Genomic DNA, 23,495 nt, shown 5'->3' on the forward strand with positions numbered 1-23,495 from the left:
CGCCTCAGCCCTGCTGGAACAGTTCCGCCGGGAGCGGTTTCAGCAGGGCGTAGAGGTCGTCCGTGATGGGGCGGTCCCAGGCGGCGATGGTGACCAGGACGTTGTCGCTGCGGTCGAACTGGACGCAGGAGATCCGGCTCTCCGAGAGCTTGAGTCGGCGCACGATCAGCAGGTTGTCGCCCTGCATCACCGGCATGTCCTCGACGCCCACGACGGTCACCTCCTCGTCGTTCTCCAGCGCGAGGAGCAGTTGCGCGACCTCGAACGGGATCTCGTCCTCGGCGACGTCGCGGGCCGGGGAGCCCTCCGGGAGGTTGCCGATGACCATCGCGGGGCCGCGGCCGCCGAAGAGGTCGTAGCGCAGGAAGACACCCTGGCAGCTGCCGTCGGGAGCGGGCAGCAGGCCCGCGCCGAGGTTACCGGGCCAGTCGCCCGGGTCCATGGCCAGCACATCGAATTCGGGGCCGGCGGGGGTGGCGCTGCGGCGGCGGAGGAACGACATGTCGCAATGGTACGGGGTGCCGTCCGGCGGTGGAGCCGTGGTCATGTGCCGGGTGCGGATCGTTGTCGGGTGCCGGTTCGTGGGGGCTGGGCGCGCCCGCGCGGCGGAGCCGCAAATTGACACAGCCCCGCGCCCCTGGGGGGGGTTCGGCCTTACGTAGGTTTAATCAGTGCCGTTTCCAGGCCCGTGCGGTCCGTGCCCAGTTTTCGGTAGGCCGCTGACAGCAGGCGTACCGCCGTTTGTTCGTCTGTCTGAAGCTCTACGGCTATCTCGGCGTCCGTGTGGCCGTGGGCGGCCAGGGTCGCCGCAGCGCGCTCACGGGTCGTGAGGGTGTCTGTTTCGGTGCTGTGGAGGCGGCGGGGGCGTAGGCCTGCTGCTGCCAGTTCGGCGCGGGCTGTGTCGGCCAGGCCGTCGGCGCCGCATTGGACGGCTGCGTCCAGGCCTCGGTAGAGGTGGTCGGCGGCTTCCCTGGACCTGCCTGCTCGGCGGAGTTCGGTGCCGAGGGCGACCAGGGCGCAGGCCAACTCATAGGCGGCCGGGGAGCGTTCGAGGTGGGTGACGGACTCTTCGAGGAGTTTGGCGCGGGCCGAGCCTGAGGAGACCTCGGCGGCGATGCGCAGAGCCTGGCCGATGGCGGACGGGGTGCCGAACTGGCGAGCGCGGGCGACCGCTTCGTGCGCGGTGGCGACCGCGCGCTCGGGGGTGTCGTGACTCTCGGCGCGGGCGAGGTGGAGCTGCCAGGGGCACCACGCGGGGTTGCGGATGCCGCGCGGGTCCAGGCGGCGGCCCGCGGAGGCCAGTTCGGCGGCGGCCTCCTTGGCGAGACCGCGGGCCAGGAGCAGTTCGCCGTAGACGGTCTGGGCGTCCGGGAAGACGACGGCGGCCGGGAAGGGCTCCGCGAAGGCGTGGTCCTCGGCGAGTCGGGTGGCCTCCGCGACCCGGCCGCGGGCCAGCAGGACCTCGATGAGGATGCCGGTGCCGTACCAGTAGACGGGGGTGCCGGGTCCGACGCGTTCGGCGAGGCGCAGGCCCGCGCGGGCGAAGTCCTCGGCCTCGGCGAGGCGGCCGCGCCGGTAGCGGAGGTAGCCGAGGAAGGTGTAGCCGAAGGACAGGTGCGCGCCACGCCAGCCCTGTTGTTCGAAGTCGGCGATGCCGGTGGCGAAGAGTTCCTCCGCGCGGCCCGGTCGGTCGCAGTACATGAAGGTGAGGGCGACCAGTACCGGCACCTCGAAGCCGCGGTCGGCCTCGGCCCAGCCGAGGCCACCACTCAATGCGCGTTCGGCATGGTGGAGGGCCACATGTGCGGGTTCACCACGGAGTACGGCGTCCCAGGTGCGCAGGCCGATGATGTACCGCTCGGTGAGGTCGCGGCCCTTGAGGCGGTCGGCGAGTTTGGTGAGGCGGCGGGAGCGCGAGGGGTGGTCGGGTTCGTCGGCGCGGAAGGCGTCCCACATGAACTGCTCGGAGAGCATGCGGAGTTTGACCCGGGCGTCGTCGGTGACGCGGATCTCGCGGGCGAGGGTGTCGGAGGCCTCGGCGAGGCGGTCGCTGTGGGCGAGTACCTGGGAGAGGCGGTAGACGATGTTCTGCCGCAGGCCTGCGTCGCTGATCGGCTCTTCGAGGGCGGCCCGAAGGTGGTTGACGGTGGTCGCCGGTTCGGTGAGGAGGGAGGCGCTGCCCAGTTCGTACAGGACGGCGGCCCGGTCGTCGAAGGGCGGGGGTTCGCGCAGGGCGCGGGCGAGGTAGCTGCGGGCCGTGTCGGGGGCGCCCGCGCGCAGGGTCTCGCCGGCTGCCGCGCGGAGTTGCTGGACCACCCAGTTGTCGCCGTCGGGGTGGGTCTCCATGAGGTGGCGGGCGGCGGCGGAGGGACCCTGGCCCTCGTTGATGACAGACCAGGCTGCCTGGCCGTGCAGGGCCACGCGGACGCCGGCGGGGATGGCCCGGTAGACGGCGGTGGCGATGAGCGGGTGGACGAATTCGAGGGTGCCCACGGCGGTGAGTGTGCCGGTGAGGATGCGGGCGCCGCGCAGTGCGTCGACTGCGTCGGCGGCCTCCTCGTGACCGAGTCCGGCGACGGCGGCGGCGAGCATCGGATGGGGTTCGGTGCCGAGGACGGCGCAGGCCCAGGCGAAGCGGACGGTCGAGGTGCCGAGGCGTTCGAGGCGGGTGGTGAGGCCGCTGCCCTTGACGGCGGCGGCGAGGTCGCGCAGTTGGTGGGCCCCGGCCTCGGTGGGGCTCAGGCCGCGGTCGTGGATCTTGGCGGCGAGTTCGACGGTCTCGAACGGGTTCCCTGCGGTGACGGCCCAGCACTCGTGGCAGAACGCGTCGTCGGCGTGCGCGCCGAGCGTCTCGCGCACCAGGTCGGCTACGGCCGCGACGCTGAGCGGTTCCAGATCGAGGGGGCGTCCGCCGGCCCGGCCGGGCAGTCCCCTGAACGACTCGGCGTGGTCGGGGAGTTCGTCGGGGCGGTACGCGACGACGACCAGCAGCGGGAGTTGCTCGGCGCGCGGCGCGAACGCGGCCAGCCAGCCCAGGGATTCGGGGTCGGCCCAGTGCGCGTCGTCGAGGACGAGGACCATCGGGGCACGGTTGACCGCGAGGTGGGTGAGCACCCAGTCGAGGCCGTCACGCAGACCCTGCTGGTCGGGCGGGGAGCCTTCGGTGGGGGCGCACAGGCCGAGGGCGGGGCCGACGATGTCGTACCAACTCCCCAGCGCGGTACGGAGATCGGCGTCGGCCGAACCGGCGAACTGCGGTTGCAGCAGCTGTCGGGCGACGTGGAAGGCGACGCGTTGTTCCTGGTCGCCGCCGCGCGCGGAGAGCACCGTGCAGCCCTGGGCGGCGGCCCGGCGGCGCACTTCGGTGAGGAGGGTGGTCTTGCCGATGCCGGCCCGTCCCGCGAAGGCGAGCAGGGCACCGCGCGGCCGGTCCCCCGGTTCGGCCCCGCCCGTGCGTAAGCCGGTGAGTTCGCCCAACGCCTCGTCCACAGCGGCGAGTTCACTCTCCCGTTCGAAGAGTGTCCTTCTGCTGCGTGCGCTCCGCCGTCCCATCCCATACCCCCTGCCACGGTGGTGTGTCCGCGCGGGGAGCGAACGCGCACCGTGAGCTACAGGGACCTCAACGTACGCTTCCCGAGGGTCGTGCGACCCGGTAGTCGGCGAAGGCGTACCGGCCGGTTTTCCTGTGTCGTGCGTGACGCCGGGCGACGAGGGTTTCGCGGGTGAACTGCCGTTCTTGGACCCCTTGGTGGCGCCGGACACCCCGTTCCGAATTGTTCATGGAGTGGCTGGCGGGGACGCTGGAGGCCGGTGCGCGCGAGCCGCACGCGCTGATGGTCTCGACGGCCGGTACCGACAGCAGACCGACGGTACGGACCTCACTCCTCCAACGCCGTCGGCGGCACCACCGCCGCCGGACTCGCCGCGTGCAGCAGGACCGCCTGGGTGACCGAGCCGATCAGACGGGCCGGGGACAGCAGGCGGCGGCGATGGCGGCCCACGACGACCAACTCGGCGTCCTTGGAAGCGGCGACGAGGTGACCGGCCGCGTCACCCGGGGCTACGTACGGCTCGGTGCGGACGTCGGGGTGGCGTTCGCGATGCGGGGCGAGGAGGGACTCGGTGAGGGTGCGGGTCTCGTTCTCGATGTCGTCCTGGTCGATGGCGGGCGGGACGAGTTCGCCGGGGGACGCCCAGGCCTGCGGCGGCCATGGGTAGGCGGCGACGACCTGGAGGCGGGCTCCACGCAGGGCCGCCTCGGCGAAGGCGAAGGAGAGGGTGATCTCGTCGGGGCTGTCCACGTGCAGGCCGACGACCACTCGGGGTCCGGGATCGGCCGGAGGCGCATCGTGCACCTCACGCCCGGGCCGAGGCACGACGACGACCGGGCAGTCGGCGTCACGGGCGGCGGCCATGCCGTTGGAGCCGAGCAGCAGGCTGGCGAAGCCACCGCGACCTCGGGAGCCGAGCACCAACAGCTGTGCGCTGGAACCGAGTTCGGGCAGTACGGCACCCGGAGCGCCCTGGAGCCCGAGGTACTCCACGACCGGCCGGTCGGCCTGCCCTTCGACATACGTACGGACCTGGTCGAGCACCTCGTCCGGGTCCGGCGGCCCGGCGACCAGGACACCGGGCGGGGTCCAGGCGGCGGCGTACTGCCACACATGGACGACCCGCAACGGCGCCCCGCGTCCACGGGCCGCATCGAGGGCCCAGTCCAGGGCCCGCAGGCTGTCGTCCGAACCGTCGACCGCCGCGATGACCGGCAGGGTGCTCATGGGTTCCTCTCCTCCGGAGTAACGGGACCTTCCCCCTCCGCTGCCAGCCTGGCTCAGGCGTCGGCCCCGGAAGGGTTCTCAAGGTCGCGTGTCCGGAAAATCAGGCGGGACACCCTTCCACGACGGTGACGGCGATGGCGACGAGTCGGCGTTCGCGGCCCAGGGCCCGGTCGAGGAGGCGCACCAGGCGGTACATGAAGAAGCGTCACCTCATCAACTCCTGGACGCGGGCGGTCTCCGCAGGATCCAGGAGCCTGGCGGTCGCCCGCACCGCGGGTACGCCGGCAGGGACGGTGCCCTTCATGTCGCACGCCGCGATGGTCACTTGAGAGTTGTTGCGGATCCGCTTGACCTTCCCGGTCTCCGGCGGTGTCAGGACGTAGAGGGTGTCGTCCTCTACGAGACCGCCGACGGGGGTGGGGACGGCCTGACCGTTGCGGCGGAAGGTGGTGAGGCTGACGTGCCCGCCCCTGCCGATGCGGTCGAGAGCCTGGTCGAAGTCGCTGCGCGGGGTGGTCATGCGGGTCTCCAGGGCCAGCGGGTGTTCCGGGGGCTAGCGGGTTTTCCCGCCGGCGAGGGCACGGGCCGTGCGCGCGGCCTGCTCCTCGACGGAGGCCCGGGTGTTCCAGCGGCCGGGCAGCATGTCCTGCTGCTGGAACAGGGCCAGACCATGGGCTGCCGCAGCGACCTGGACGAGCAGTTCGAACGCCTCGTCCGGGTCGGGGGCGAGGCGGCCGGTGACGGGCATCAGGTCGTCGTGCAGGGCACTTCCCGCCGTGGCCAGTTCGGGGTGCCGGCTCTTGTCGAGGCCCGCCAGGAAGGTGATGTCGAAGAGGGCGCGCTCCTCGGCGGCGAACCGTACATAGGCGGTGGCGAAGGCCGCCAGCTGCTCGACCGGGTCCGAGTGCGCGGCCAGCGCGATGCGGTAGCGGCGGCGCTGCTCCTCGTAGCCCTTCAGAGCCAGCGAGGCCAGCAGCGCCTCCCGGTCGCTGAAGTGCTTGTAGGGGGCCGACACGCTCACCCCGGCTCTCCGGCACGCCTCGGCGAGGGTGAACCCGTGCGGGCCGCGCTCGCCGACCAGGGCGAGGGCCGCCTCCTCCAGCGCGTTGCGCAGATCTCCGTGATGAGTGCCGGTGGGACGCCGTTTGACTGCCATGCCGACAAGGTTAACACTATTAACCATAGGTGAACGTCATTCACCTTCGACGACGAGCGAGCAACCGAATGGGCAGGCCGGCAGGCCACGATTGCCCCTCTCGCGACCGCCTAGTCCCCGTACGACTTCTGGAGGAACCGATGACCGGATCGAACCCCGCGCACTGGACAGCCCAGGACATCCCCGACCAGCACGGCCGCACCGCCGTGATCACGGGTGCCAACACCGGCATCGGATTCGAGACGGCCAAGGCCCTCGCCCTGCGCGGGGCAGAAGTGGTCCTGGCGGTACGGGACACCAACAAGGGCAAATGCGCGGCGGAGGAGATCACTCTCGTCGCGCCGACCGCGCGGGTGCACGTCCAGCGCCTCGACCTGAGTTCGCTCGCCTCGGTCCGGGACACGGCCGGCGGACTAAGAGATGCCTACGCCCGGATCGACCTGCTGATCAACAACGTCGGCGTGATGTACACCCCGCATCGGACGACCTCGGACGGCTACAAACTCCAGTTCGGGACCAACCACCTGGGTCACTTCGCCCTGACCGGGCTGCTGTTGGACCTGCTGCCGCCCGCGTCCCGCGTCGTCACGGTCAGCAGCGCGGGCCACCGCATGGGCGGCCCGATCGATCTCGATGACCTCGACTGGCGCAGGCGCCCGTACGACCGGACCGCCTCGTACGGGCACTCCAAGCTGGCCAACCTGCTGTTCACCTACGAGCTCGACCGCAGACTGCCCGCCGGCGGGCCGCTGGCCGTCGCCGCGCATCCCGGCGGCGCCGACACCACCGGCTCCCGGAGCGCGATGTCGCACTCCTCCGCCCTCACCCGCGCGGCCTTCGCGGCGATCCGACCGCTGCTCCTCCAGTCCCCCGAAAGGGGAGCACTGCCCGTGCTGCGCGCCGCGACCGACCCGGGCGTACGGGGCGGTGAGTACTACGGCCCACGCGGATTCCAGCAGAGCAAGGGGTACCCCAAGGTGGTCCGCTCCTGCCCGCAGTCGTACGACACGGAGCTGCAACGCCGCCTGTGGGCGCTCTCCCAGGAGATGACCGGCATCGAGTTTCCATCAGGCACGCAGCCCGGCCGCCACTCTCACGAGTAAAGGCCGGGCTGACGATGAGTGTGCGCACTTCCCGCGATGATTCGCTGGGGAACCTCCACCTTCAGGTGAGGTCGAACTCCCCTTCCCGCGCCCCCGACACGAACGCGCCCCATTCCGCGGGCGTGAAGATCAAGGAAGGGCTTTCCGGGCGGCCACTGTTGCGCATCGCGATGAATCCCTCGACAAAAGCGATCTGGACATCCCCCAGTCCACGGCTGCCTGAGTGCCAATCGGCGTCACTGAGGTCCAGCTCCGGCTTGTCCCAGCCCGCAAGCGGGTGCTGCTGGATGGTGCTCTCGGCCACGTCCGTGCTCCTCCCGATTCGTCGTCCGCGGCCAGCCTAGCGATCGGTTTCTGATGCCAACAGGCCACGTGAGGGGGACCTTTCAGGAGGCGGGTGGTTCGCTGCCCACAAGCCACATCGAGAAGAACTGCGATCCGCCGCCATAGGCGTGCCCGAGAACCCGTCGAGCGCCCTCCACCTGGTGTTCTCCGGCCTGGCCGCGCACCTGAAGGGCGGCCTCCGCGAAGCGGATCATGCCCGAGGCACCGATCGGATTGGTGGAAAGCACACCCCCTGACATGTTCACGGGAAGGTCGCCGTCCAGCTCGGTCACCCCCGATTCGGTGAGCTTCCACCCCTCCCCCTCCTCGGCGAATCCGAGGTTCTCCAGCCACATGGGCTCGTACCAGGAGAACGGCACATACATCTCCACGGCGTCGATGTCCCGGCGCGGATCGGCGATCCCGGCCTGCCGGTACACATCGGCCGCGCAGTCCTTGCCGGCCTGTGGCGACACACAGTCCTTTCCGGCGAACAGTGTGGGTTCGCTACGCATGGCGCCCCCATGCATCCAGGCCGCCGGACGTGGTGCGCGAGCCGCTCCCGCCCGGTCGGTGAGCACCATCGCGCAGGCACCGTCCGAGGAGGGGCAGGTCTCCGAGTACCGGATCGGGTCCCACAGCATCGGCGAGGCCTGGACCTTCTCCAGCGTGATGTCGTGCTCGTGGAGATGCGCGTACGGGTTCTTCAGCGCGTTGCGCCGGTCCTTGTACGCCACCAGCGAGCCGACGGTGTCGGGCGCCCCGGTGCGCCGCATATAGGCACGCACATGCGGCGCGAAGAACCCGCCCGCGCCGGCAAGTAGCGGCTGCTGAAAGGGAATCGGCAGAGACAGTCCCCACATCGCGTTCGACTCGGACTGCTTCTCGAAGGCAAGCGTCAGAACCGTGCCATGCACACGAGCCGCGACAAGATTCGCCGCGACGAGCGCGGTCGACCCGCCCACCGACCCGGCGGTGTGCACCCGCAGCATCGGCTTCCCTACGGCGCCCAGCGCGTCGGCGAGATACAGCTCGGGCATCATGACGCCCTCGAAGAAGTCCGGCGCCTTCCCGATGACCACGGCGTCGATGTCGGCCCACGTCAACTCGGCGTCGTCCAGCGCCCGTTGAGCCGCCTCCCGCACCAGCCCCGCGATCGACACGTCCCGCCGCGCGGCGACATGCTTGGTCTGGCCGATCCCTACGACGGCCACGGGCTCCTTGCTCATCGCGGATCCCCTTCGAGTACGGCGACCAGGTTCTGTTGCAGACAGGGGCCGGAGGTGGCGTGGGCGAGCGCCCGGTCGGACTCGCCCCGGTGGATGCGAGCGGCGGCCTCGCCGATGCGAATCAGCCCGGCGGCCATGACGGGATTGGCGGCGAGGGCACCCCCGGACGGGTTGACGCGCACATCGTCACCAAGCCTCAGCGCCTTCCGCAGGACGACCTCCTGCGCGGTGAACGGCGCGTGCAACTCGGCGGTGTCGACGGGCCGTTCGAACGCACCGGCCTTCTCGGCAGCGAGCCGCGTGGACGGCGAGTCGGTCAACTCCCGTACACCCAGCCCGTGCGCCTCGATCCGATGGTCGATCCCGCTGATCCAGGCGGGCCGTTCGCACAGCTCGCGGGCCCGGTCCCCGGCCGCGAGGATCACGGCGGCGGCACCGTCACCGACCGGCGGACAGTCGCCGGTGCGCAGCGGCCGTACGACATAGTCGCCCTGCGGCACCGAACCCCGCACCTGCGCATGGGAGTTGGCGCTCGCGTCGGTCCGGCTGCGGGCCGCGACGGCGGCGAGCGCGGGCTCGTCGGTGTCGCCCGCGTCGATCAGGGCCTGGGCCTGGAGGGCGGCGAGCGCAACGGAGTCCGGCCAGAGGGGAGCCACGTAGTAGGGGTCGAGCTGTCGGGTCAGGACGTCGCGCACCGAACCCGGGGACGACTTGCCGTACGAGTAGACGAGCGCGGTGTCGGCGTCGCCGGTAAGCAGCTTGGTCCACGCCTCGTAGAGCGCCCAGGCGCCGTCCATCTCGACGTGCGACTCGGAGATCGGCGGCCAGGCACCGACGCCGTCGAGGGCGAGGGTGAAGGAGAAGGCGCGGCCGGCGAGGTAGTCGCTGGAGCCGGAACAGGTGAAGTCGATGTCGGCGGTCTTCAGGCCGGTCTGTTCGAGGACGCCGTGCAGGACCGGCATCAGCATCTCCACCTCGGAGAGCTCGTCGGTGGTCCGCCGGTGGTCGGTCTGCGCGAAGGCGACGACGGCGATCTCCCGTATCGCAGCGGCTCCTTGCATCACAGCAGCTCCTTGTAGACGTCGTAGTCCGCGTCGGGCTCGCCGGTCGGCCGGTAGTGGTCCGGATAACGGCCGCCCTCACTCCACACCGCCTCGACGCGCAGCCCCATCCGCACCTGGTCATACGGCATCCCGCCGATGCGCCCGTGCAACGCGAGGTCGGCACCGTCGAGGGCGATGTGCGCGTAGACGTACGGCACCTCTATGTCGAGGTTCTTCGCCTTGATGTTGACGATGCAGTACGTGGTGACTGTGCCGCGCGGCCCCACTTCGACATGTTCCGCTGTGGCCACACCACATGTGGGACACGCACCCCTCGGCGGGACGTACACCTTGCGACAGGAGGGGCAGCGCTCGCCGACGGTGCGCTGTTCGGAGAGCGCGTGGATGTAGTCGGTCTGGGCACGGCCGGGCGAGTAGACGTAGTCGAGGCGCGCGGGGGCCACGATGCCGGTGACCATGTCCTGGAACTCGCCACTGTGGGCGGAGGGTTGATGCCCCTCTTGGCCTTCGCTTTCGTACGGCTCGAAGCAGGCGATGTCGGTGATGGCGCCGGTACGTTCCTCGGCCCAGCGAACGCGCACGCGCATACCGGTGCGCACGGCATCGGGTCCGGGGGCGTCGAGGGCATGCAGCAGAGCTGTATCAGCACCGTCGAGCCGAACCAGAACCCACGCGAAGGGCGTGTCGAGCGGCTGACCGCGCCGGGGTTCATGGTTCCAGGCCCAGGTGGTGACCGTACCGGTGGCCCCGACCTCAACGAGATCACGGATCTCCTCGGCGGTGACGGGGTCGTATTCGACGGGAGGGACAAGGGTCCGCCCATCACCGGTCTTCACCCCGAGGACGACGCGTTCGCGGAGGCCGGTGAGGAACGCGCTCTGGACGGGCCCAAGGGAGCGGGTAAAGGGAAATTCGAGAACGAGGGGGGCTTTAAGTACTTCGGGCACGGTTTTCTCCTAACTGAACAGTTGGGGCCGAGCGCCCCCACCTAGGGGCGCGGGGAACTGCGCGACCAGCCACAACAAACCCACAGACAAAAAGGGACCAACCAGCACAACACCTACGCCCGCTTATAAACAGGCGCCCGCTTCTCCGCAAAGGCACGAGCCCCCTCCTTCGCATCGGCGGTGTCAAAGATCGGCCACCCCCTCTTGAGTTCAGCGGCGAGCCCCTCCGTCTCAGTCATCTCGGCGCTCTCATACACCGACGCCTTAACCGCCTCAACCGCCAACGGCCCACACCCATTGACGAGTTCGGCAATCTCCAGCGCCTTGGCGAGGGCAGCCCCGTCGGGGACGACATGTCCGACCAGACCAACATCCGCCGCCTCCCGCGCGCTGTACGGACGCCCGGTCAGCAACATCTCCAGCGCATGCGTACGCGGAATCTGCCGCTGAAGCCGCACAGTCGACCCCCCGATCGGGAACAACCCACGCTTCACCTCGAACAACCCAAAGGTCGCCGACTCCCCTGCAACCCGAATATCGGTGCCCTGCAAGATCTCCGTACCGCCGGCCACGCAGTACCCCTCGACGGCGGCGATCACCGGCTTCCGAGGCCGATGGTGCCGCAGCATCGCCTTCCAGTGCAGATCCGGGTCAGCCGTGAGCCGATCCCGGTACTGCTGCCCCTCCATGCCCTTGCCGGCCAGTGCCTTGAGATCCATCCCCGCGCAGAACGCACCCCCCGCCCCGGTCAGCACGATCGACCGGATCGCGTCGTCCGCGTCGGCCTCGACCCAGCCGTCGTACAGCCCGACCAGCATCGGCAACGAGAACGCGTTCTTGGCCTCGGGCCTGTTGAGCGTGAGCACCAGCGTGGCGCCTTCGCGCCGCACGGTCAGGTGTTCCGTACCGCCCATTGCCGTCCTCCCGTCGCCGCACCGCCTCCGGAACGAGAACAGGTTGCAGGAGGCGCCCTGCCAGTACAAGGGGTTTCTGACACTCAGTCAGATTTCTTCTGCGCGGACCCTTCACAGTTGTCGCGCCCTTTGCTCTGATGACCGGCGAACCGACGTCAGGAGGAGTGGTGGAGTACAACATTGCCGACCTGTTCGAGTCGGTCGTCGACGTGGTCCCGGACCGCGAGGCGCTCGTGTACATCGACCACCCGGGCACGGGCGCGGAACGCCGCCTGACCTACGCGGAGTTGGATTCGGCCGCGAACCGCATCGCCCATCATCTGATCGACACCGGGATACGCCCGGGTGAGCACCTCGGGCTCTATCTCTACAACGGCGTCGAGTACTTGCAGACGGTGCTGGGCTGCCTCAAGGCACGGGTCGTTCCGGTCAACGTCAACTACCGCTACGTCGAAGAGGAGTTGGTGTACCTCTACCGGGACGCCGACCTCGTGGCGCTGGTCTTCGACACGGAGTTCACCGAGCGGGTGGCGGCCGCGCTGCCGCGTGCGGAGCAACTGCGGCACCTGGTACGAGTGGGAGCACCGCAGGCTGACGGAGCGGACGTACCCGCCGTGGCCTTCACGGACGCGGAGGCCACCGGGTCTCCCGAGCGCGGGTTTCCGGCGCGGTCGGCGGACGACCAGTTCATCATCTACACCGGCGGTACGACCGGGATGCCCAAGGGTGTGATGTGGCGCCAGGAGGACCTGTTCTTCTCGGGACTCGGCGGTGGTGCGCCGACCGGTGAACCGGTGCGGAAACCCGAGGAGTTGGCCGAGCGGGTCGCGGCCGGCGGGGCCGGGATCACGTTCTTCCCCGCTCCTCCGCTGATGCACGGCACGTCCACGCTCACGGCGTTCATCGGCTTCAACTTCGGCCAACGCATCGTGATCCACCGCAAGTTCGTGCCGGATGAGGTGCTGCGGACCATCGAGAGGGAGAAGGTCACCAGCATGTCCCTGGTCGGCGACGCGATGCTGCGCCCGTTGATCGACGCCCTCAACGGGCCGATGAAGGGCACCGATTGCTCATCGATGTTCAGCGTCTCGTCGTCCGGCGCGATCATGTCGGAGACGGTGCGCAGGCAGTTCCAGGAACTGCTCCCGAACACCATGCTGCTGAACAACTACGGCTCGTCCGAGTCCGGCTTCAACGGCACCGCCACGGCCGACTCGGGAGCCGGACAGTCCTTCCGGATCCGCGTCAACTCCCGTACCCAGGTGGTCGATCCGGCCACGTACGCCCCGGTCGCCGTCGGTGAGATCGGCCGGGTCGCGCAGTGCGGTCACGTACCGCTCGGCTACTACAACGACCCGAGGAAAACCGCCGAGACCTTCTTCGAGAAGGACGGCCGGCGGTGGGTCCTGCTCGGAGACATGGCGACCGTGGACGAGGAGGGCGTCGTCACGGTCCTCGGCCGTGGCTCGCAGTGCATCAACACCGGTGGGGAGAAGGTGTATCCGGAGGAGGTCGAGCAGGCGCTCAAGTCGCATCCGGACGTCTACGACGCGCTGGTGGCCGGGGTGCCGGACGTACGGTGGGGCAACCATGTGGCCGCCGTCGTACAGCTGCGGGCGGATGCGGTGCGGCCGTCGCTGGACGAGATCCAGACGCACTGCCGCACTCACCTCGCCGGGTACAAGATCCCGCGCCAGCTGGTGTTCACGGAGTCCATCCAGCGGTCGCCGAGCGGCAAGGCGGACTACCGGTGGGCGCGGGAGGTGGCGGTCGCCGCAGATCAGTGAGTCAACAGTGGGTCAACGCGCGGGCCCGATTGAACTGACGGTAGCGTGCGGCCGTACCGATGGTGACGAATCTGGTGGCCCGGGCCAGGTCCGCTGTGCCGTCACCGGGCTCAGCACGGAAGGACGTTCGGGTGCCGCTCTTCACTCGCTCTCACCCACTGCCGGATCAGAAGGCCTCTGGGGAGACCGACCCGACAGCGGCGACGGAGGCCGCCACACCACCCGAACCACAGGACCCACCCGAGCCACGCGACACAGCGAACACGACCGAGGGCCACGGCCCAGTGGACGCGACCGAGGCACGGGAATCCGCCGACGCGAACGAGCCGCCGGAATCAGCCGACGCAGCCGATGCGACCAACGCGGCTGGCTCTGCCGGCGCGGATCGACCGTCCGACGCGGACGGATCGGCCGAAGCTCCCGAGTCGGCTGAGCCCGGCGAGCCTTCCGAATCCGCCGCACCCGCAGGGTCCGACGAGCCCGCTGAACCCGCGCAGTCCGCCGAGGACGCGGAGTCTGCAGAGCCCGTAGAGCCCAGCGAGGTCGCAGAGCCCACCGACCCCACCGAGCGATCCTCCCAATTCCCCCTCCGCGCAGGCTGGTTCGGCTGGCGCCACCGTTACCCCCGTACCGCACGTGCCGTAGGGGTGGGCACAAGCGTGCTGGCCGGTGCGCTGCTGCTCGTCGCGATGGTCGTGCCCGACCGGCTCGACCGGATGACGTTCCAGTCGTTCCTCCGGCTGCCCGTGGAACTGATCGTCCTCGCGGTCGTGTTGCTCGCGCTGCCGTCGCGGGCCCGGCGGATCACCGCCGTCGTACTGGGTGCGTTCGTCGGGCTGTCCGCCGTCCTGAAGTGCCTCGACATGGGCTTCTACGAGACCTTGGCGCGGCCGTTCGACCTGGTCTTCGACTGGGTCCTGTTGAACGACGCGGCGGACTGGACGAAGGACTCGTTCGGTCGCTCGGGCGAGGTGCTCGCGATCATCGGAGTGATCGTCCTGCTGCTCGCCGTGCTCGCGGGCAGCGCGTTCGCGATGGTGCGGCTGGCGGACGTGATGGCCAGGCATCGCCCCACGGCCGTACGCACCACACTTGTCCTCGGTGTCGCGTGGATCATGTGCTTCACCCTGAGCGTGCAGGTCGGCGGAGTCACCCTCGCCACCAAGGGCTACAGCCAGTTCCTCAGCAACCGCGTGAAGTACGTCCGCGACGGCCTCGGTGACGCCGACGTCTTCAAGAAGCAGCTCACCGTCGACGCCTTCGCGAAGACCCCGCCCAACCAGTTGCTGACCGGCCTGCGCGGCAAGGACGTGCTGTTCACCTTCATCGAGAGCTACGGCCGGGTGGCGCTCGACGACCCGACGATGGCGCCGGAGATGGACAAGACGCTCACGGCTGGCGACGCCCGGCTCAAGGCGGCCGGCTTCTCGTCGCGCAGCGCCTGGCTCAGGTCGCCGGTGACGGGCGCCGGCAGCTGGCTCGCGCACTCGACGTTCCTGTCCGGCCTGTGGATCAAGAACCAGCAGCGCTACCGGACCGTGACCACCAGCACCCGCGCGACCCTCACCAGCTACTTCCAGAAGACCGGCGCCTGGCGCACGGTCGGCATCGTCCCCGGTGTGCGCAAGTCCTGGCCCGAGGGCAAGTACTTCGGCCTCGACAACATCTACGACTCCACCCATCTCGGCTACAACGGCCCGTACTTCAGCTGGACGCCGGTGCCGGACCAGTTCAGCCTGGAGTCCTTCGAGAAGCTGGAGTACGGCAAGAAGAACCGCGACCCGATCATGGCGGAGATCATCCTGGCCTCCAGCCACAACCCCTGGTCGCCCATCGCCCACACCATCCCCTGGAACCAGCTCGGCGACGGCACGATCTTCAACCAGATCAAGAAGGAGGGCACGAACCCGACGGAGGTCTGGAAGAGCGCGAAGCGGGTTCGGACCGAGTACCGCAAGGCCATCCAGTACTCCGTGGACAGCCTGACCCAGTGGGTCCAGCGCTACGGCAACAAGAACACCGTCCTCGTCTTCCTCGGCGACCACCAGCCCGTCCCGACGGTCACCGGTGGCACCGCCGACCGGGACGTGCCGATCACGATCGTCGCCCACGACCCGAAGGTGCTGGACAAGATCTCCAGCTGGGGCTGGACGGACGGGCTCAAGCCCGCCGACAGCGCACCGGTGCTGGGCATGGACAAGTTCCGGGACCGCTTCATGACGGCCTACGCGAAGTGAGCCTCACCCTTTGAGGAACGGTTCGAGCACCGCGAGGAACTCCTCCGGCCTGGCCTCGTGCACCAGATGCCCCGCGTCGACGGTGACCACACGGGCACCGGGAACGCGCTCGGCCAGGACCGTGACCCACTCCTGAGGAACCCCGCTGGTGGGGCCACCTGCAATGACCAGCGTGGGCATGGTGATCCGCCCCATGTGGTCCCACCACATGGGGTTGGGGTCGTCGGCCTGCGCGTCGGAGGCCTCGATCATGGCCCAGTCGAACGGCGGCTCCCCCGCCGGGCGTTCGGTGGGCGACCGCGGCGGATCGAAGGGAATCGGCGCGGGCACATCCTCCAGGACCAGCCTCCGTACGACCTCGGGGGCCTCCTGCGCGAGCAGATACGCGACCATGCCGCCGAGGGAGTGTCCGACGACATCGGCGCGTTCGATGCCGAGGGCGGCGAGGAGGGCGCGGATGTCGTCGCGCATCGCCTCGTAGGCGTAGGCGTCCGCCGTGGCTCCCGGCTCGGTGCCGGGCCAGTCGCTGGCCCCGTGGCCGCGTAGGTCGGGGGCGTACACGCGGTGCGGGACGGGGCCGGTGGCGAGCTGTTCGGCGATGGGCGTCCAGTCGGTGCCGTCGGCGCCCCGGCAGTGGAGCAGAAGGACGGGCGGCGCCTCTTCAGGGCCCCAGACGCGGTAGGCGAGCGTGATGCCGTTCGCCTTGACGGTGCGAATCTCGGTGTCCATGCCAGGAACGTAGCCGGTGCGCCGCCGGGTCATCCGCCTGCTCTGCCGAGGGCAGAGACGCTCCGAGAAAGTGCGGGCAAACCTCTTGCCCCAGCGGTCAGTTGACTGGATTACTGATCCCACACACGTCGACCGAATGATCGGTCGCCTGAAATGACACGATTGATGGAGGGGTGCGCCCATGGCCGACGCGGCGGAGCTGCTCGACTCGGGGGAACAGCTCGACCAACACGCACTCAGGACACTGCAGTTGGAGCGGCTACGCGCCTCCCTCCGGCACGCCTACGCGAACGTGCCCTTCTACCGTCGGTCCTTCGACTCGGCCGGAATCCACCCGGACGACTGCCGCGCGCTCTCCGACCTCGCTCTTTTCCCGTTCACCACCAAGGTGGACCTGCGCGACAACTACCCGTACGGCATGTTCGCCGTCCCCGAGGACCGTGTCCGCCGTATCCACGCGTCGAGCGGCACCACCGGACACCCCATAGTGGTCGGCTATACAGAGAACGACCTTTCCATGTGGGCGGACGTGGTGGCCCGTTCCATCCGCGCGGCGGGCGGACGGCCTGGGGACAAGGTGCATGTGGCGTACGGCTATGGGCTGTTCACCGGTGGTCTGGGCGCCCACTATGGTGCCGAGAGACTGGGCTGTACCGTCATCCCCGCGTCCGGCGGTATGACGGCACGCCAGGTGCAGATCATCCAGGACTTCAAGCCCGAGATCATCATGGTCACCCCGTCCTACATGCTCACGCTCCTCGACGAGTTCGAGCGCCAGGGCATCGACCCGCGCGGCACCTCCTTGCGGGTCGGCATCTTCGGGGCGGAGCCCTGGACCGAGCAGATGCGGCGGGAGATCGAGGAGCGGTTCGCGATCGACGCGGTCGACATCTACGGGCTGTCGGAGGTGATCGGTCCCGGTGTCTCGCAGGAGTGTGTGGAGACGAAGGACGGGCTGCACATCTGGGAGGACCACTTCTTCCCGGAGGTCGTCGACCCGATCACCGGTGAAGTCCTGCCCGAGGGCGAGAAGGGCGAGTTGGTGTTCACCTCGCTCACCAAGGAAGCCATGCCGGTGATCCGTTACCGCACCAGAGACCTGACCCGCCTCCTTCCCGGCACCGCCCGACCTGCCTTCCGGCGCATGGAGAAGGTCACCGGCCGCAGCGACGACATGGTGATCCTGCGCGGGGTGAACCTGTTCCCCACCCAGATCGAGGAGATCGTCCTGCGCACACCGGGCGTCGCACCCCACTTCCAGCTCCAACTCACCCGCGAGGGCCGCCTGGACGCCCTCACCGTGCGGGCCGAGGCCCGCGCCGACGCCACCCCCGAGACCCGGGACGCGGCGGCCCGCGCCATCACCACGGCCGTGAAGGACGGCATCGGTGTCTCCGTCGCGGTCGAGATCGTGGAACCCGAGACACTGGAGCGGAGCGTGGGCAAGATCCGGCGGATCGTGGACCTGCGGACGCCCTGAGGCAACTCCCCCAGCCGAAAGCCCCACCCGATACGCGCAGTTACCCCAGCCCCAGCAGTTCGGCCAGATTCCCGCCCAGCACCCGGTCACGCACCTCGCCCGGCGAAGTGACCCGTTCCACCGTCGTACGTGCCACGACCGGGTCCCCGTAGGGAGCGTCCGAGCCGAAGAGGGTGCGGGTGGGAAGTTCATGGATGGCCAGGCGGACGGCGAAGACGATGTTCGCGGTGGAGAGTTCGAGGTGGAGGTTGGGGATGGCGCGGGCCAGTTCGATGGCCGACATCCAGTGCGGTCCGGCCAGTTGGCTGATCACCAGCGGCACTTTCGGGTAACGGGCGGCCAGTTGGGCGAGGGTGCGCAGGTCTGCCGCGGTGGTGGGCGCGAAGCCGTGGACGACGACCGGTAGTCCGGCGTGGTCGTCGGCCGCCCGGAGCACCGGCTCGACCAGGGTCGCCTGGTTCGGGGGCGGGGTGAGTTCCCCGATGCCGTACAGCCCGCGACCGATCACCTCCCGCTCCACCCGGGCCGCGGTCTCGGCCTCGGGACGGCCGAGGGGGACGGAGCCGAAGCCGAGGAAGCGGTCGGGGTGTGCGGCGAGTGCCTCGTCCAACTCCCGCATCGCCAGGGCGAATCCGTCGTCGCCGGTACCGCCGGCCAACGCCCGTTCCAGCACGCCCATTTCGCTGCGGAGGGAGTCCAGGTCGGTGGCCCGTTCCGGGTGCGCGCGAGTGGGGAACAGCACCGTGCGGTCCACACCCGCGACGTCGAGCGCCGACAGATGCGCGTCGAGCGGGTCGTGGACATGGCTGTGGGCGTCGAGAATCACGTGTCTCTCCCTGAGCGTGCCGACCGCCCGGCGGAATGCCGGTGGCGGAGGCCAGTGTTGAGCCCTGACACCGTTGGAAGGTCAAGTGGGAGAGGAGCGCGAGCCGGTGCTGATCGGGGAGCTGGCCGAGCGGACGGGCACCAACGAACGGCTGCTGCGCCACTACGAACGGGCGGGGCTGCTACGACCCGAGCGGCTGCCCAACGGCTATAGGACGTACGCCGATTCGGACACCGCCGCCGTACTCCGTATCCGCGCACTGCTCGCGGCCGGGCTGCCCACCCGGGTCATCCGGCAGGTACTGCCGTGCACCACGGACGAGGCCGCAGTACAGCCGTGCCCGGGTGTACTCGACGCGCTGCGCGCCCAGTTGAGCGCCCTGGACCGCCGGGCCGCCGAACTCGCCGCAGCCCGTGAGGTGTTGAGCGACACCATCGCCGTCACGGAAGCGCGTACGGCTCCGGCTCCCGGTTGACAGCTCGACAGACGGCCCTCAGTCGCCGAACCGCTCCCGCAACTCCCGCTTGAGGATCTTCCCGCTGGCGTTCCGCGGCAGCTCGTCCACGAACTCGACCCGCTTCGGCGCCTTGAAGTGAGGGAGCTTCTCCCGGGCGTGGTCGATGAGTTGGGCCTCGGTGACCTCGCCGCGCGGGACGACAATCGCCGTGACGGCCTCGATCCAGCGGTCGTCGGGGAGGCCGATCACGGCGACCTCGGCGACGCCCTCATGGGTGTAGAGCACGTCCTCGACCTGGCGTGAAGCGACCAGTACGCCACCGGAGTTGATGACGTCCTTCACCCGGTCGACGACGGTGAAGAAGCCGTGGGCGTCCCGTACCGCCAGGTCTCCGGAGTGGAACCAGCCGTCACGGAAGGCCGCGGCGGTCTCCTCGGGCTTGTCCCAGTAGCCCTCGCACAACTGCGGTGAACGGTAGACGATTTCGCCGGAGGTGCCGTCGGGAACGTCCTTGCCGTCCTCGTCGACCACGCGCGCGTCCACGAAGAGAACCGGACGGCCGCAGGAGTCCAGCCGGCCCTTGTGCTCGTCGGGGCCCAGGACGGTGGCCAGCGGGCCGATCTCGCTCTGCCCGAAGCAGTTGTAGAAGGCCAGCTTGGGAAGCCGCTCACGCAGCCGCTCCAGCACGGGCACCGGCATGATCGACGCGCCGTAGTACGCCTTGCGCAGGCCGCTCAGGTCGCGGGTCCCGAAGTCGGGGCGGTTCGCCAGGCCGATCCAGACCGTGGGCGGGGCGAACAGGCTGTCCGCTCGCCCGGCCTCGATCAGGTCGAAGAGCCGGTCGCCGTCGGGTGCGTCGAGGATGATGTTCGTCGCCCCGACCGCCAGGTACGGCAGCAGGAACACATGCAGCTGCGCCGAGTGGTACAGCGGCAGCGAGTGCACCGGCCGGTCCCCCGCGCTCAGGTCCAGAGCGGTGATCGCGCTCAAGTACTCGTGCACCAGGGCCCGGTGAGTCATCATCGCGCCCTTGGGCAGCGCGGTCGTGCCCGAGGTGTAGAGCAGCTGCACCAGGTCGTCGGTGCGCGGCTCGGGCCCGTCGTACGGCGTCGCCGACGCGAGCCGGTCAAGCAGCGAGCCGTCCGCGTTTCGCAGCGGCAACGTCCGTACTTCGTCGGGGAGTTGACCGGCGAGGTCGGGGTCGGTGAGCACCAGCGTGCTGCCGGACTGGCCGACGATGTACGCGAGGTCGTCGCCGGTGAGGTTCTGGTTGACCGGTACGTGCACGAGGCCCGCGCGGGCGCAGGCCAGGAAGCCGATCAGATAGGCGTCGGAGTTGTGGCCGTAGGAGCCGACCCGGTCGCCCGGCGCGAGGCCCTGGTCGAGGAGCACGCTCGCCGCGCGGGAGACGGCGTCGTCGAGTTCCTCGTACGTCCAGGAGCGCTCGCCGTAGTCCACCGCCACACGTGCGGGAGTGCGCCGGGCACTGCGTCGCAGTACCCCGTCAACCGTGCTGCCGTGTCCGGGCGTCATGACACATGATCCTCGGGCCGCCGCCCGGGCAGGTCAAGCGGGCTGGTCGGAGCGGTCGGGGTGGTCGGGTGGGCCCGCCCCACATGGACCGAAACCACATGGGCCGAGACCACACCTTCCCCCATCAAGTGCCCGCGCCACCCACATGTGCCGCACTCACACAGGCCGTGTCCGCCCCTCCCAGTACGGATCGCGCAGCCGCCGCTTGTACAGCTTGCCGTTGGGGTCGCGGGGCATCTCGGTGATGAAGTCGATGCTCTTGGGCCGTTTGTAGCCGGCGAGTTGCTCGGCGCAGTGGTCGAGGAGGGCGGTGGCGAGGGCCGGTCCTGGCTCGTGGCCGGGGGACGGTTCGACGACGGCCTTGACCTCCTCGCCCCACTCGTCGTGCGGGATGCCGAAGGCCGCGGCGTCGGCGACGGCCGGGTGGGCCAGGAGCGCGGACTCGATCTCGGCCGGGTAGATGTTGACGCCGCCCGAGATGATCATGTCGATCTTGCGGTCGCGGAGGAAGAGATAGCCGTCCTCGTCGAGAATGCCGAGGTCGCCGACGGTGAAGAAGTCGCCGATGCGGTTCTTCTTCGTCTTGGCCTCGTCCTTGTGGTAGGCGAAGCCGCCGGTGCTCATCTTCATGTACACGGTGCCGAGTTCACGGGGCGGGAGCCGGTTGCCGTCGTCGTCGAAGACCGCGAGTTCGCTGATCGGCCAGGCCTTGCCGACCGTGCCGGGCTTCTTCAGCCAGTCCTCGGCGGTCGCGAAGGCACCGCCGCCCTCGCTGGCCGCGTAGTACTCCTCCACGCTCTGGCCCCACCAGTCGATCATCGCCCGCTTCACATGGTCGGGGCACGGAGCGGCGCCGTGGATGGCGTGCCGCATGGACGAGACGTCGTAGCGCGCCCGTATGTCCTCGGGGAGGGCGAGGAGGCGGTGGAACTGGGTCGGGACCATATGGGTGTGGGTGCACTTCTCGCGGTCGATGAGGCGGAGCATCTCCTCGGGGGTCCACTTGTCCATCAGGACCAGGCGGTGCCCTATGTGCAGGCTCGCGCCCGCGAACTGGAGGACGGCCGTGTGGTAGAGCGGTGAGCAGACGAGGTGGACGTTGTCGTCGAACGGCTTGATGCCGAAGATGCCGAGGAATCCGCCGAGGTACGCCGACTCGGGCGGCCTGCCCGGCAAGGGGCGGCGGATGCCTCGGGGGCGGCCGGTGGTGCCAGAGGTGTAGTTCATGACCCAGCCGAGCGTGCGGTCCGTGGGCGCCGACTCCGGTTGTCCGTCGAGGAGTTCGGCGTACGGCCGGAAGCCCTCGACCGTGCCGACCGCGTACCGGTGGGTGGCGGGCAGGCCTGCCTCGTCGGCGGCCTGCCGGGCGGATTCGGCGAACCGCTCGTGCGCGATGAGGACCTTGGCGCCTGAGTCGGCGACGATCCAGGCGATCTCGGGTGCGACGAAGTGGTGGTTGACGGGGACGAGGTAGAACCCGGCCTGGGTGGCGGCCAGATGGGCCGTGAAGAACTCGACGCCGTTGGGGAGGACGACCGCGAAGGCGTCGCCGCGTTCGAGTCCGGCGGCGCGCAGACCGTGGACGAGCTGGTTGGCGGCGGCGTGCAGTCGGCCCGCCGTCCACACCTCGCCGTCGGGAGCGACGAGGACCTCACGGTCGGGGTCCTGAGCAGCCTGGGCCCAGAAGCCGGCGGGCGGTGTGCTCACACCCTGTGTGGCCGCCCCACGTGTGCTCCCGCCCTGTGTGCTCCCGCCCTGTGTGGTCTCACCCTGGGTGCTCACTGGCCGCTCCTTCCGGCGATGCGGTTGACGCGGTCGACGGCGTGCTCGAAGCCGCGGGTTAGGTCGTCGAAGACGGCCTGGACACTGCGTTCGCTGTTCATGCGGCCGACGATCTGACCGACCGGGGTACCGAGCAGCGGGTCGATCTCGTACTTCTGGATGCGCGAGACGGCCTCGGCGACCAGCAGTCCCTGCAGAGGCATCGGGAGGGTGCCCGGGCCGTCCCTGTCGTCCCAGGCGTCGGTCCACTCGGTGCGCAGTTGGCGGGCCGGTTTCCCGGTCAGGGCGCGGGAGCGGACGGTGTCGCCGGACCCGGCGGCGAGCAGTTTGCGGGTCAGGGCGGGTGAGTGCATATCGGCTTCTGTGGTGGTCAGCCATATAGAGCCCAGCCACACACCTTGGGCGCCGAGACTGAGCGCGGCGGCCACCTGCTGTCCGCTGCCGATACCGCCCGCGGCGAGCACCGGCAACGGGTCCACGGCCTCGACGACCTCGGGCGTGAGCACCATGGAGGCGATCTCGCCGGTGTGGCCGCCCGCCTCGTAGCCCTGGGCCACCACGATGTCGATGCCGCCCTCCGCGTGCTTGCGGGCGTGCCGGGCACTGCCCGCGAGCGCGGCGACGAGCACGTTGTGGTCATGGGCGCGGGCGACGACGTCGGCGGGCGGGGAGCCGAGGGCGTTGGCGAGCAGTTTGATCGGGTAGTCGAAGGCGACGTCGAGCTGGTTGCGGGCGACCTGTTCCATCCACCCGGTGATGCGCCAGCCGGACACCTCGCCCTCGGCGAGTTCGGGCACGCCGTACTTGGCCAGGGTCTCGGTGACGAACTGCCGGTGCCCTTCCGGGATCATCGCCTCGACCTCGGCCTCGGTGACGCCTTCCACCTTCTTCGCGGGCATGACGACGTCCAGGCCGTAGGGCATCCCCTCGACGTGGGCCTCCAGCCAGTCGAGGTCGTGCTTCAGATCGTCCGGGGCGGTGTAGCGGACCGCGCCGAGCACTCCGAAGCCGCCGGCCCGGCTGATGGCCGCGGCGACGGCGGGGAACGGCGTGAAGCCGAAGATGGCGTGCTCGATTCCCAGTTTCTTGCTCAACTCCGTCTGCATGGGCGCAGAATGCCGCACTCCTCCGGACGACGGAAGGCCTTTT

General features: G+C 69.6%; 20 protein-coding genes. 5 read left to right on the top strand and 15 right to left on the bottom strand.

Annotated features, from left to right (window positions below):
• Positions 1-4 precede the first annotated feature (4 nt).
• The 5 genes from SPR02S_RS15410 to SPR02S_RS15435 form a co-directional block, all read right to left on the bottom strand.
• On the bottom strand, positions 5-502 hold the full coding sequence (locus SPR02S_RS15410) for a hypothetical protein (protein ID WP_026150557.1): 498 nt from the start codon (positions 500-502) through the stop codon (positions 5-7).
• A gap of 152 nt (positions 503-654) precedes the next feature.
• Positions 655-3,552 (bottom strand): ATP-binding protein, encoded by a 2,898-nt coding sequence (locus SPR02S_RS15415; protein ID WP_026150558.1) that lies wholly within the window; start codon positions 3,550-3,552, stop codon positions 655-657.
• A gap of 326 nt (positions 3,553-3,878) precedes the next feature.
• The gene (locus tag SPR02S_RS15420) at positions 3,879-4,778 is read right to left on the bottom strand and encodes a universal stress protein (protein WP_019057874.1); all 900 of its coding nucleotides are present in this window, start codon (positions 4,776-4,778) and stop codon (positions 3,879-3,881) included.
• Positions 4,779-4,983: 205 nt separating this feature from the next.
• Entirely contained in the window at positions 4,984-5,298 is a 315-nt protein-coding gene (locus SPR02S_RS58950; RefSeq protein ID WP_019057876.1) for a PPOX class F420-dependent oxidoreductase, read from the bottom strand.
• Between the two features lie 33 nt (positions 5,299-5,331).
• On the bottom strand, positions 5,332-5,934 hold the full coding sequence (locus tag SPR02S_RS15435; protein ID WP_019057877.1) for a TetR/AcrR family transcriptional regulator: 603 nt from the start codon (positions 5,932-5,934) through the stop codon (positions 5,332-5,334).
• 140 nt (positions 5,935-6,074) lie between these two features.
• Here SPR02S_RS15435 and SPR02S_RS15440 point away from each other — a divergent pair, with 140 nt between their 5' ends.
• On the top strand, positions 6,075-7,037 hold the full coding sequence (locus SPR02S_RS15440; protein WP_019057878.1) for an oxidoreductase: 963 nt from the start codon (positions 6,075-6,077) through the stop codon (positions 7,035-7,037).
• 61 nt (positions 7,038-7,098) lie between these two features.
• On the opposite strand, the gene SPR02S_RS15445 is transcribed toward SPR02S_RS15440, so the two are convergent.
• The 5 genes from SPR02S_RS15445 to SPR02S_RS15465 all read right to left on the bottom strand — a co-directional run bounded on the left by SPR02S_RS15445 (position 7,099) and on the right by SPR02S_RS15465 (position 11,515).
• Positions 7,099-7,341 (bottom strand): DUF397 domain-containing protein, encoded by a 243-nt coding sequence (locus tag SPR02S_RS15445; protein WP_019057879.1) that lies wholly within the window; start codon positions 7,339-7,341, stop codon positions 7,099-7,101.
• Between the two features lie 82 nt (positions 7,342-7,423).
• Entirely contained in the window at positions 7,424-8,590 is a 1,167-nt protein-coding gene (locus tag SPR02S_RS15450) for a thiolase family protein (RefSeq protein ID WP_019057880.1), read from the bottom strand.
• Positions 8,587-9,651 carry a thiolase family protein gene (locus SPR02S_RS15455; protein WP_019057881.1) on the bottom strand — a complete coding sequence of 355 codons (1,065 nt, stop codon included), beginning with the start codon at positions 9,649-9,651 and terminating at the stop codon, positions 8,587-8,589. The genes SPR02S_RS15450 and SPR02S_RS15455 overlap by 4 nt, the downstream gene beginning before the upstream one ends.
• On the bottom strand, positions 9,651-10,601 hold the full coding sequence (locus SPR02S_RS15460) for a Zn-ribbon domain-containing OB-fold protein (RefSeq protein ID WP_026150559.1): 951 nt from the start codon (positions 10,599-10,601) through the stop codon (positions 9,651-9,653). The genes SPR02S_RS15455 and SPR02S_RS15460 overlap by 1 nt, the downstream gene beginning before the upstream one ends.
• Positions 10,602-10,714: 113 nt before the next feature.
• Complete coding sequence (locus SPR02S_RS15465) at positions 10,715-11,515, bottom strand: crotonase/enoyl-CoA hydratase family protein (RefSeq protein WP_026150560.1); 801 nt, start codon at positions 11,513-11,515, stop codon at positions 10,715-10,717.
• A 167-nt stretch (positions 11,516-11,682) separates the two neighbouring features.
• Between SPR02S_RS15465 and SPR02S_RS15470 the strand changes: the two genes are divergently transcribed.
• Positions 11,683-13,302, top strand: coding sequence for an acyl-CoA synthetase (locus SPR02S_RS15470; protein ID WP_019057884.1), 1,620 nt, complete (start codon positions 11,683-11,685; stop codon positions 13,300-13,302).
• Positions 13,303-13,586: 284 nt separating this feature from the next.
• A complete protein-coding gene (locus SPR02S_RS15475) occupies positions 13,587-15,539 on the top strand; it encodes a hypothetical protein (protein WP_063746256.1) in 1,953 nt (650 codons plus the stop codon).
• 3 nt (positions 15,540-15,542) lie between these two features.
• Here the strand turns inward: SPR02S_RS15475 and SPR02S_RS15480 are convergent, their stop codons facing one another.
• Positions 15,543-16,268, bottom strand: coding sequence for an alpha/beta fold hydrolase (locus SPR02S_RS15480; RefSeq protein WP_043258298.1), 726 nt, complete (start codon positions 16,266-16,268; stop codon positions 15,543-15,545).
• Between the two features lie 181 nt (positions 16,269-16,449).
• Between SPR02S_RS15480 and paaK the strand changes: the two genes are divergently transcribed.
• The gene (gene paaK, locus SPR02S_RS15485; protein WP_019057887.1) at positions 16,450-17,748 is read left to right on the top strand and encodes a phenylacetate--CoA ligase PaaK; all 1,299 of its coding nucleotides are present in this window, start codon (positions 16,450-16,452) and stop codon (positions 17,746-17,748) included.
• Between the two features lie 40 nt (positions 17,749-17,788).
• Here the strand turns inward: paaK and SPR02S_RS15490 are convergent, their stop codons facing one another.
• Complete coding sequence (locus SPR02S_RS15490; protein ID WP_019057888.1) at positions 17,789-18,574, bottom strand: amidohydrolase family protein; 786 nt, start codon at positions 18,572-18,574, stop codon at positions 17,789-17,791.
• A gap of 85 nt (positions 18,575-18,659) precedes the next feature.
• Between SPR02S_RS15490 and SPR02S_RS15495 the strand changes: the two genes are divergently transcribed.
• A complete protein-coding gene (locus SPR02S_RS15495; protein ID WP_019057889.1) occupies positions 18,660-19,049 on the top strand; it encodes a MerR family transcriptional regulator in 390 nt (129 codons plus the stop codon).
• A gap of 18 nt (positions 19,050-19,067) precedes the next feature.
• Here the strand turns inward: SPR02S_RS15495 and SPR02S_RS15500 are convergent, their stop codons facing one another.
• The 3 genes from SPR02S_RS15500 to SPR02S_RS15510 all read right to left on the bottom strand — a co-directional run bounded on the left by SPR02S_RS15500 (position 19,068) and on the right by SPR02S_RS15510 (position 23,452).
• Entirely contained in the window at positions 19,068-20,564 is a 1,497-nt protein-coding gene (locus tag SPR02S_RS15500; protein WP_019057890.1) for an acyl-CoA synthetase, read from the bottom strand.
• Between the two features lie 156 nt (positions 20,565-20,720).
• Positions 20,721-22,271, bottom strand: coding sequence for an acyl-CoA synthetase (locus SPR02S_RS15505; RefSeq protein ID WP_026150561.1), 1,551 nt, complete (start codon positions 22,269-22,271; stop codon positions 20,721-20,723).
• Positions 22,272-22,342: 71 nt separating this feature from the next.
• Positions 22,343-23,452 carry an NAD(P)H-dependent flavin oxidoreductase gene (locus SPR02S_RS15510; protein WP_019057892.1) on the bottom strand — a complete coding sequence of 370 codons (1,110 nt, stop codon included), beginning with the start codon at positions 23,450-23,452 and terminating at the stop codon, positions 22,343-22,345.
• Positions 23,453-23,495 lie beyond the last annotated feature (43 nt).

This window comes from Streptomyces prunicolor NBRC 13075 (genome assembly GCF_000367365.1).
GTDB lineage: Bacteria > Actinomycetota > Actinomycetes > Streptomycetales > Streptomycetaceae > Streptomyces > Streptomyces prunicolor.

What these genes read in the sequence shown, in the direction of transcription:
- SPR02S_RS15410 (WP_026150557.1), bottom strand. Translation starts at nt 502, where the DNA reads ATGTCGTTCCTCCGCCGCCGCAGCGCCACCCCCGCCGGCCCCGAATTC.
- SPR02S_RS15415 (WP_026150558.1), bottom strand. Translation starts at nt 3,552, where the DNA reads ATGGGACGGCGGAGCGCACGCAGCAGAAGGACACTCTTCGAACGGGAG.
- SPR02S_RS15420 (WP_019057874.1), bottom strand. Translation starts at nt 4,778, where the DNA reads ATGAGCACCCTGCCGGTCATCGCGGCGGTCGACGGTTCGGACGACAGC.
- SPR02S_RS58950 (WP_019057876.1), bottom strand. Translation starts at nt 5,298, where the DNA reads ATGACCACCCCGCGCAGCGACTTCGACCAGGCTCTCGACCGCATCGGC.
- SPR02S_RS15435 (WP_019057877.1), bottom strand. Translation starts at nt 5,934, where the DNA reads ATGGCAGTCAAACGGCGTCCCACCGGCACTCATCACGGAGATCTGCGC.
- SPR02S_RS15440 (WP_019057878.1), top strand. Translation starts at nt 6,075, where the DNA reads ATGACCGGATCGAACCCCGCGCACTGGACAGCCCAGGACATCCCCGAC.
- SPR02S_RS15450 (WP_019057880.1), bottom strand. Translation starts at nt 8,590, where the DNA reads ATGAGCAAGGAGCCCGTGGCCGTCGTAGGGATCGGCCAGACCAAGCAT.
- SPR02S_RS15455 (WP_019057881.1), bottom strand. Translation starts at nt 9,651, where the DNA reads ATGCAAGGAGCCGCTGCGATACGGGAGATCGCCGTCGTCGCCTTCGCG.
- SPR02S_RS15465 (WP_026150560.1), bottom strand. Translation starts at nt 11,515, where the DNA reads ATGGGCGGTACGGAACACCTGACCGTGCGGCGCGAAGGCGCCACGCTG.
- SPR02S_RS15480 (WP_043258298.1), bottom strand. Translation starts at nt 16,268, where the DNA reads ATGGACACCGAGATTCGCACCGTCAAGGCGAACGGCATCACGCTCGCC.
- paaK (WP_019057887.1), top strand. Translation starts at nt 16,450, where the DNA reads ATGGCCGACGCGGCGGAGCTGCTCGACTCGGGGGAACAGCTCGACCAA.
- SPR02S_RS15500 (WP_019057890.1), bottom strand. Translation starts at nt 20,564, where the DNA reads ATGACGCCCGGACACGGCAGCACGGTTGACGGGGTACTGCGACGCAGT.
- SPR02S_RS15510 (WP_019057892.1), bottom strand. Translation starts at nt 23,452, where the DNA reads ATGCAGACGGAGTTGAGCAAGAAACTGGGAATCGAGCACGCCATCTTC.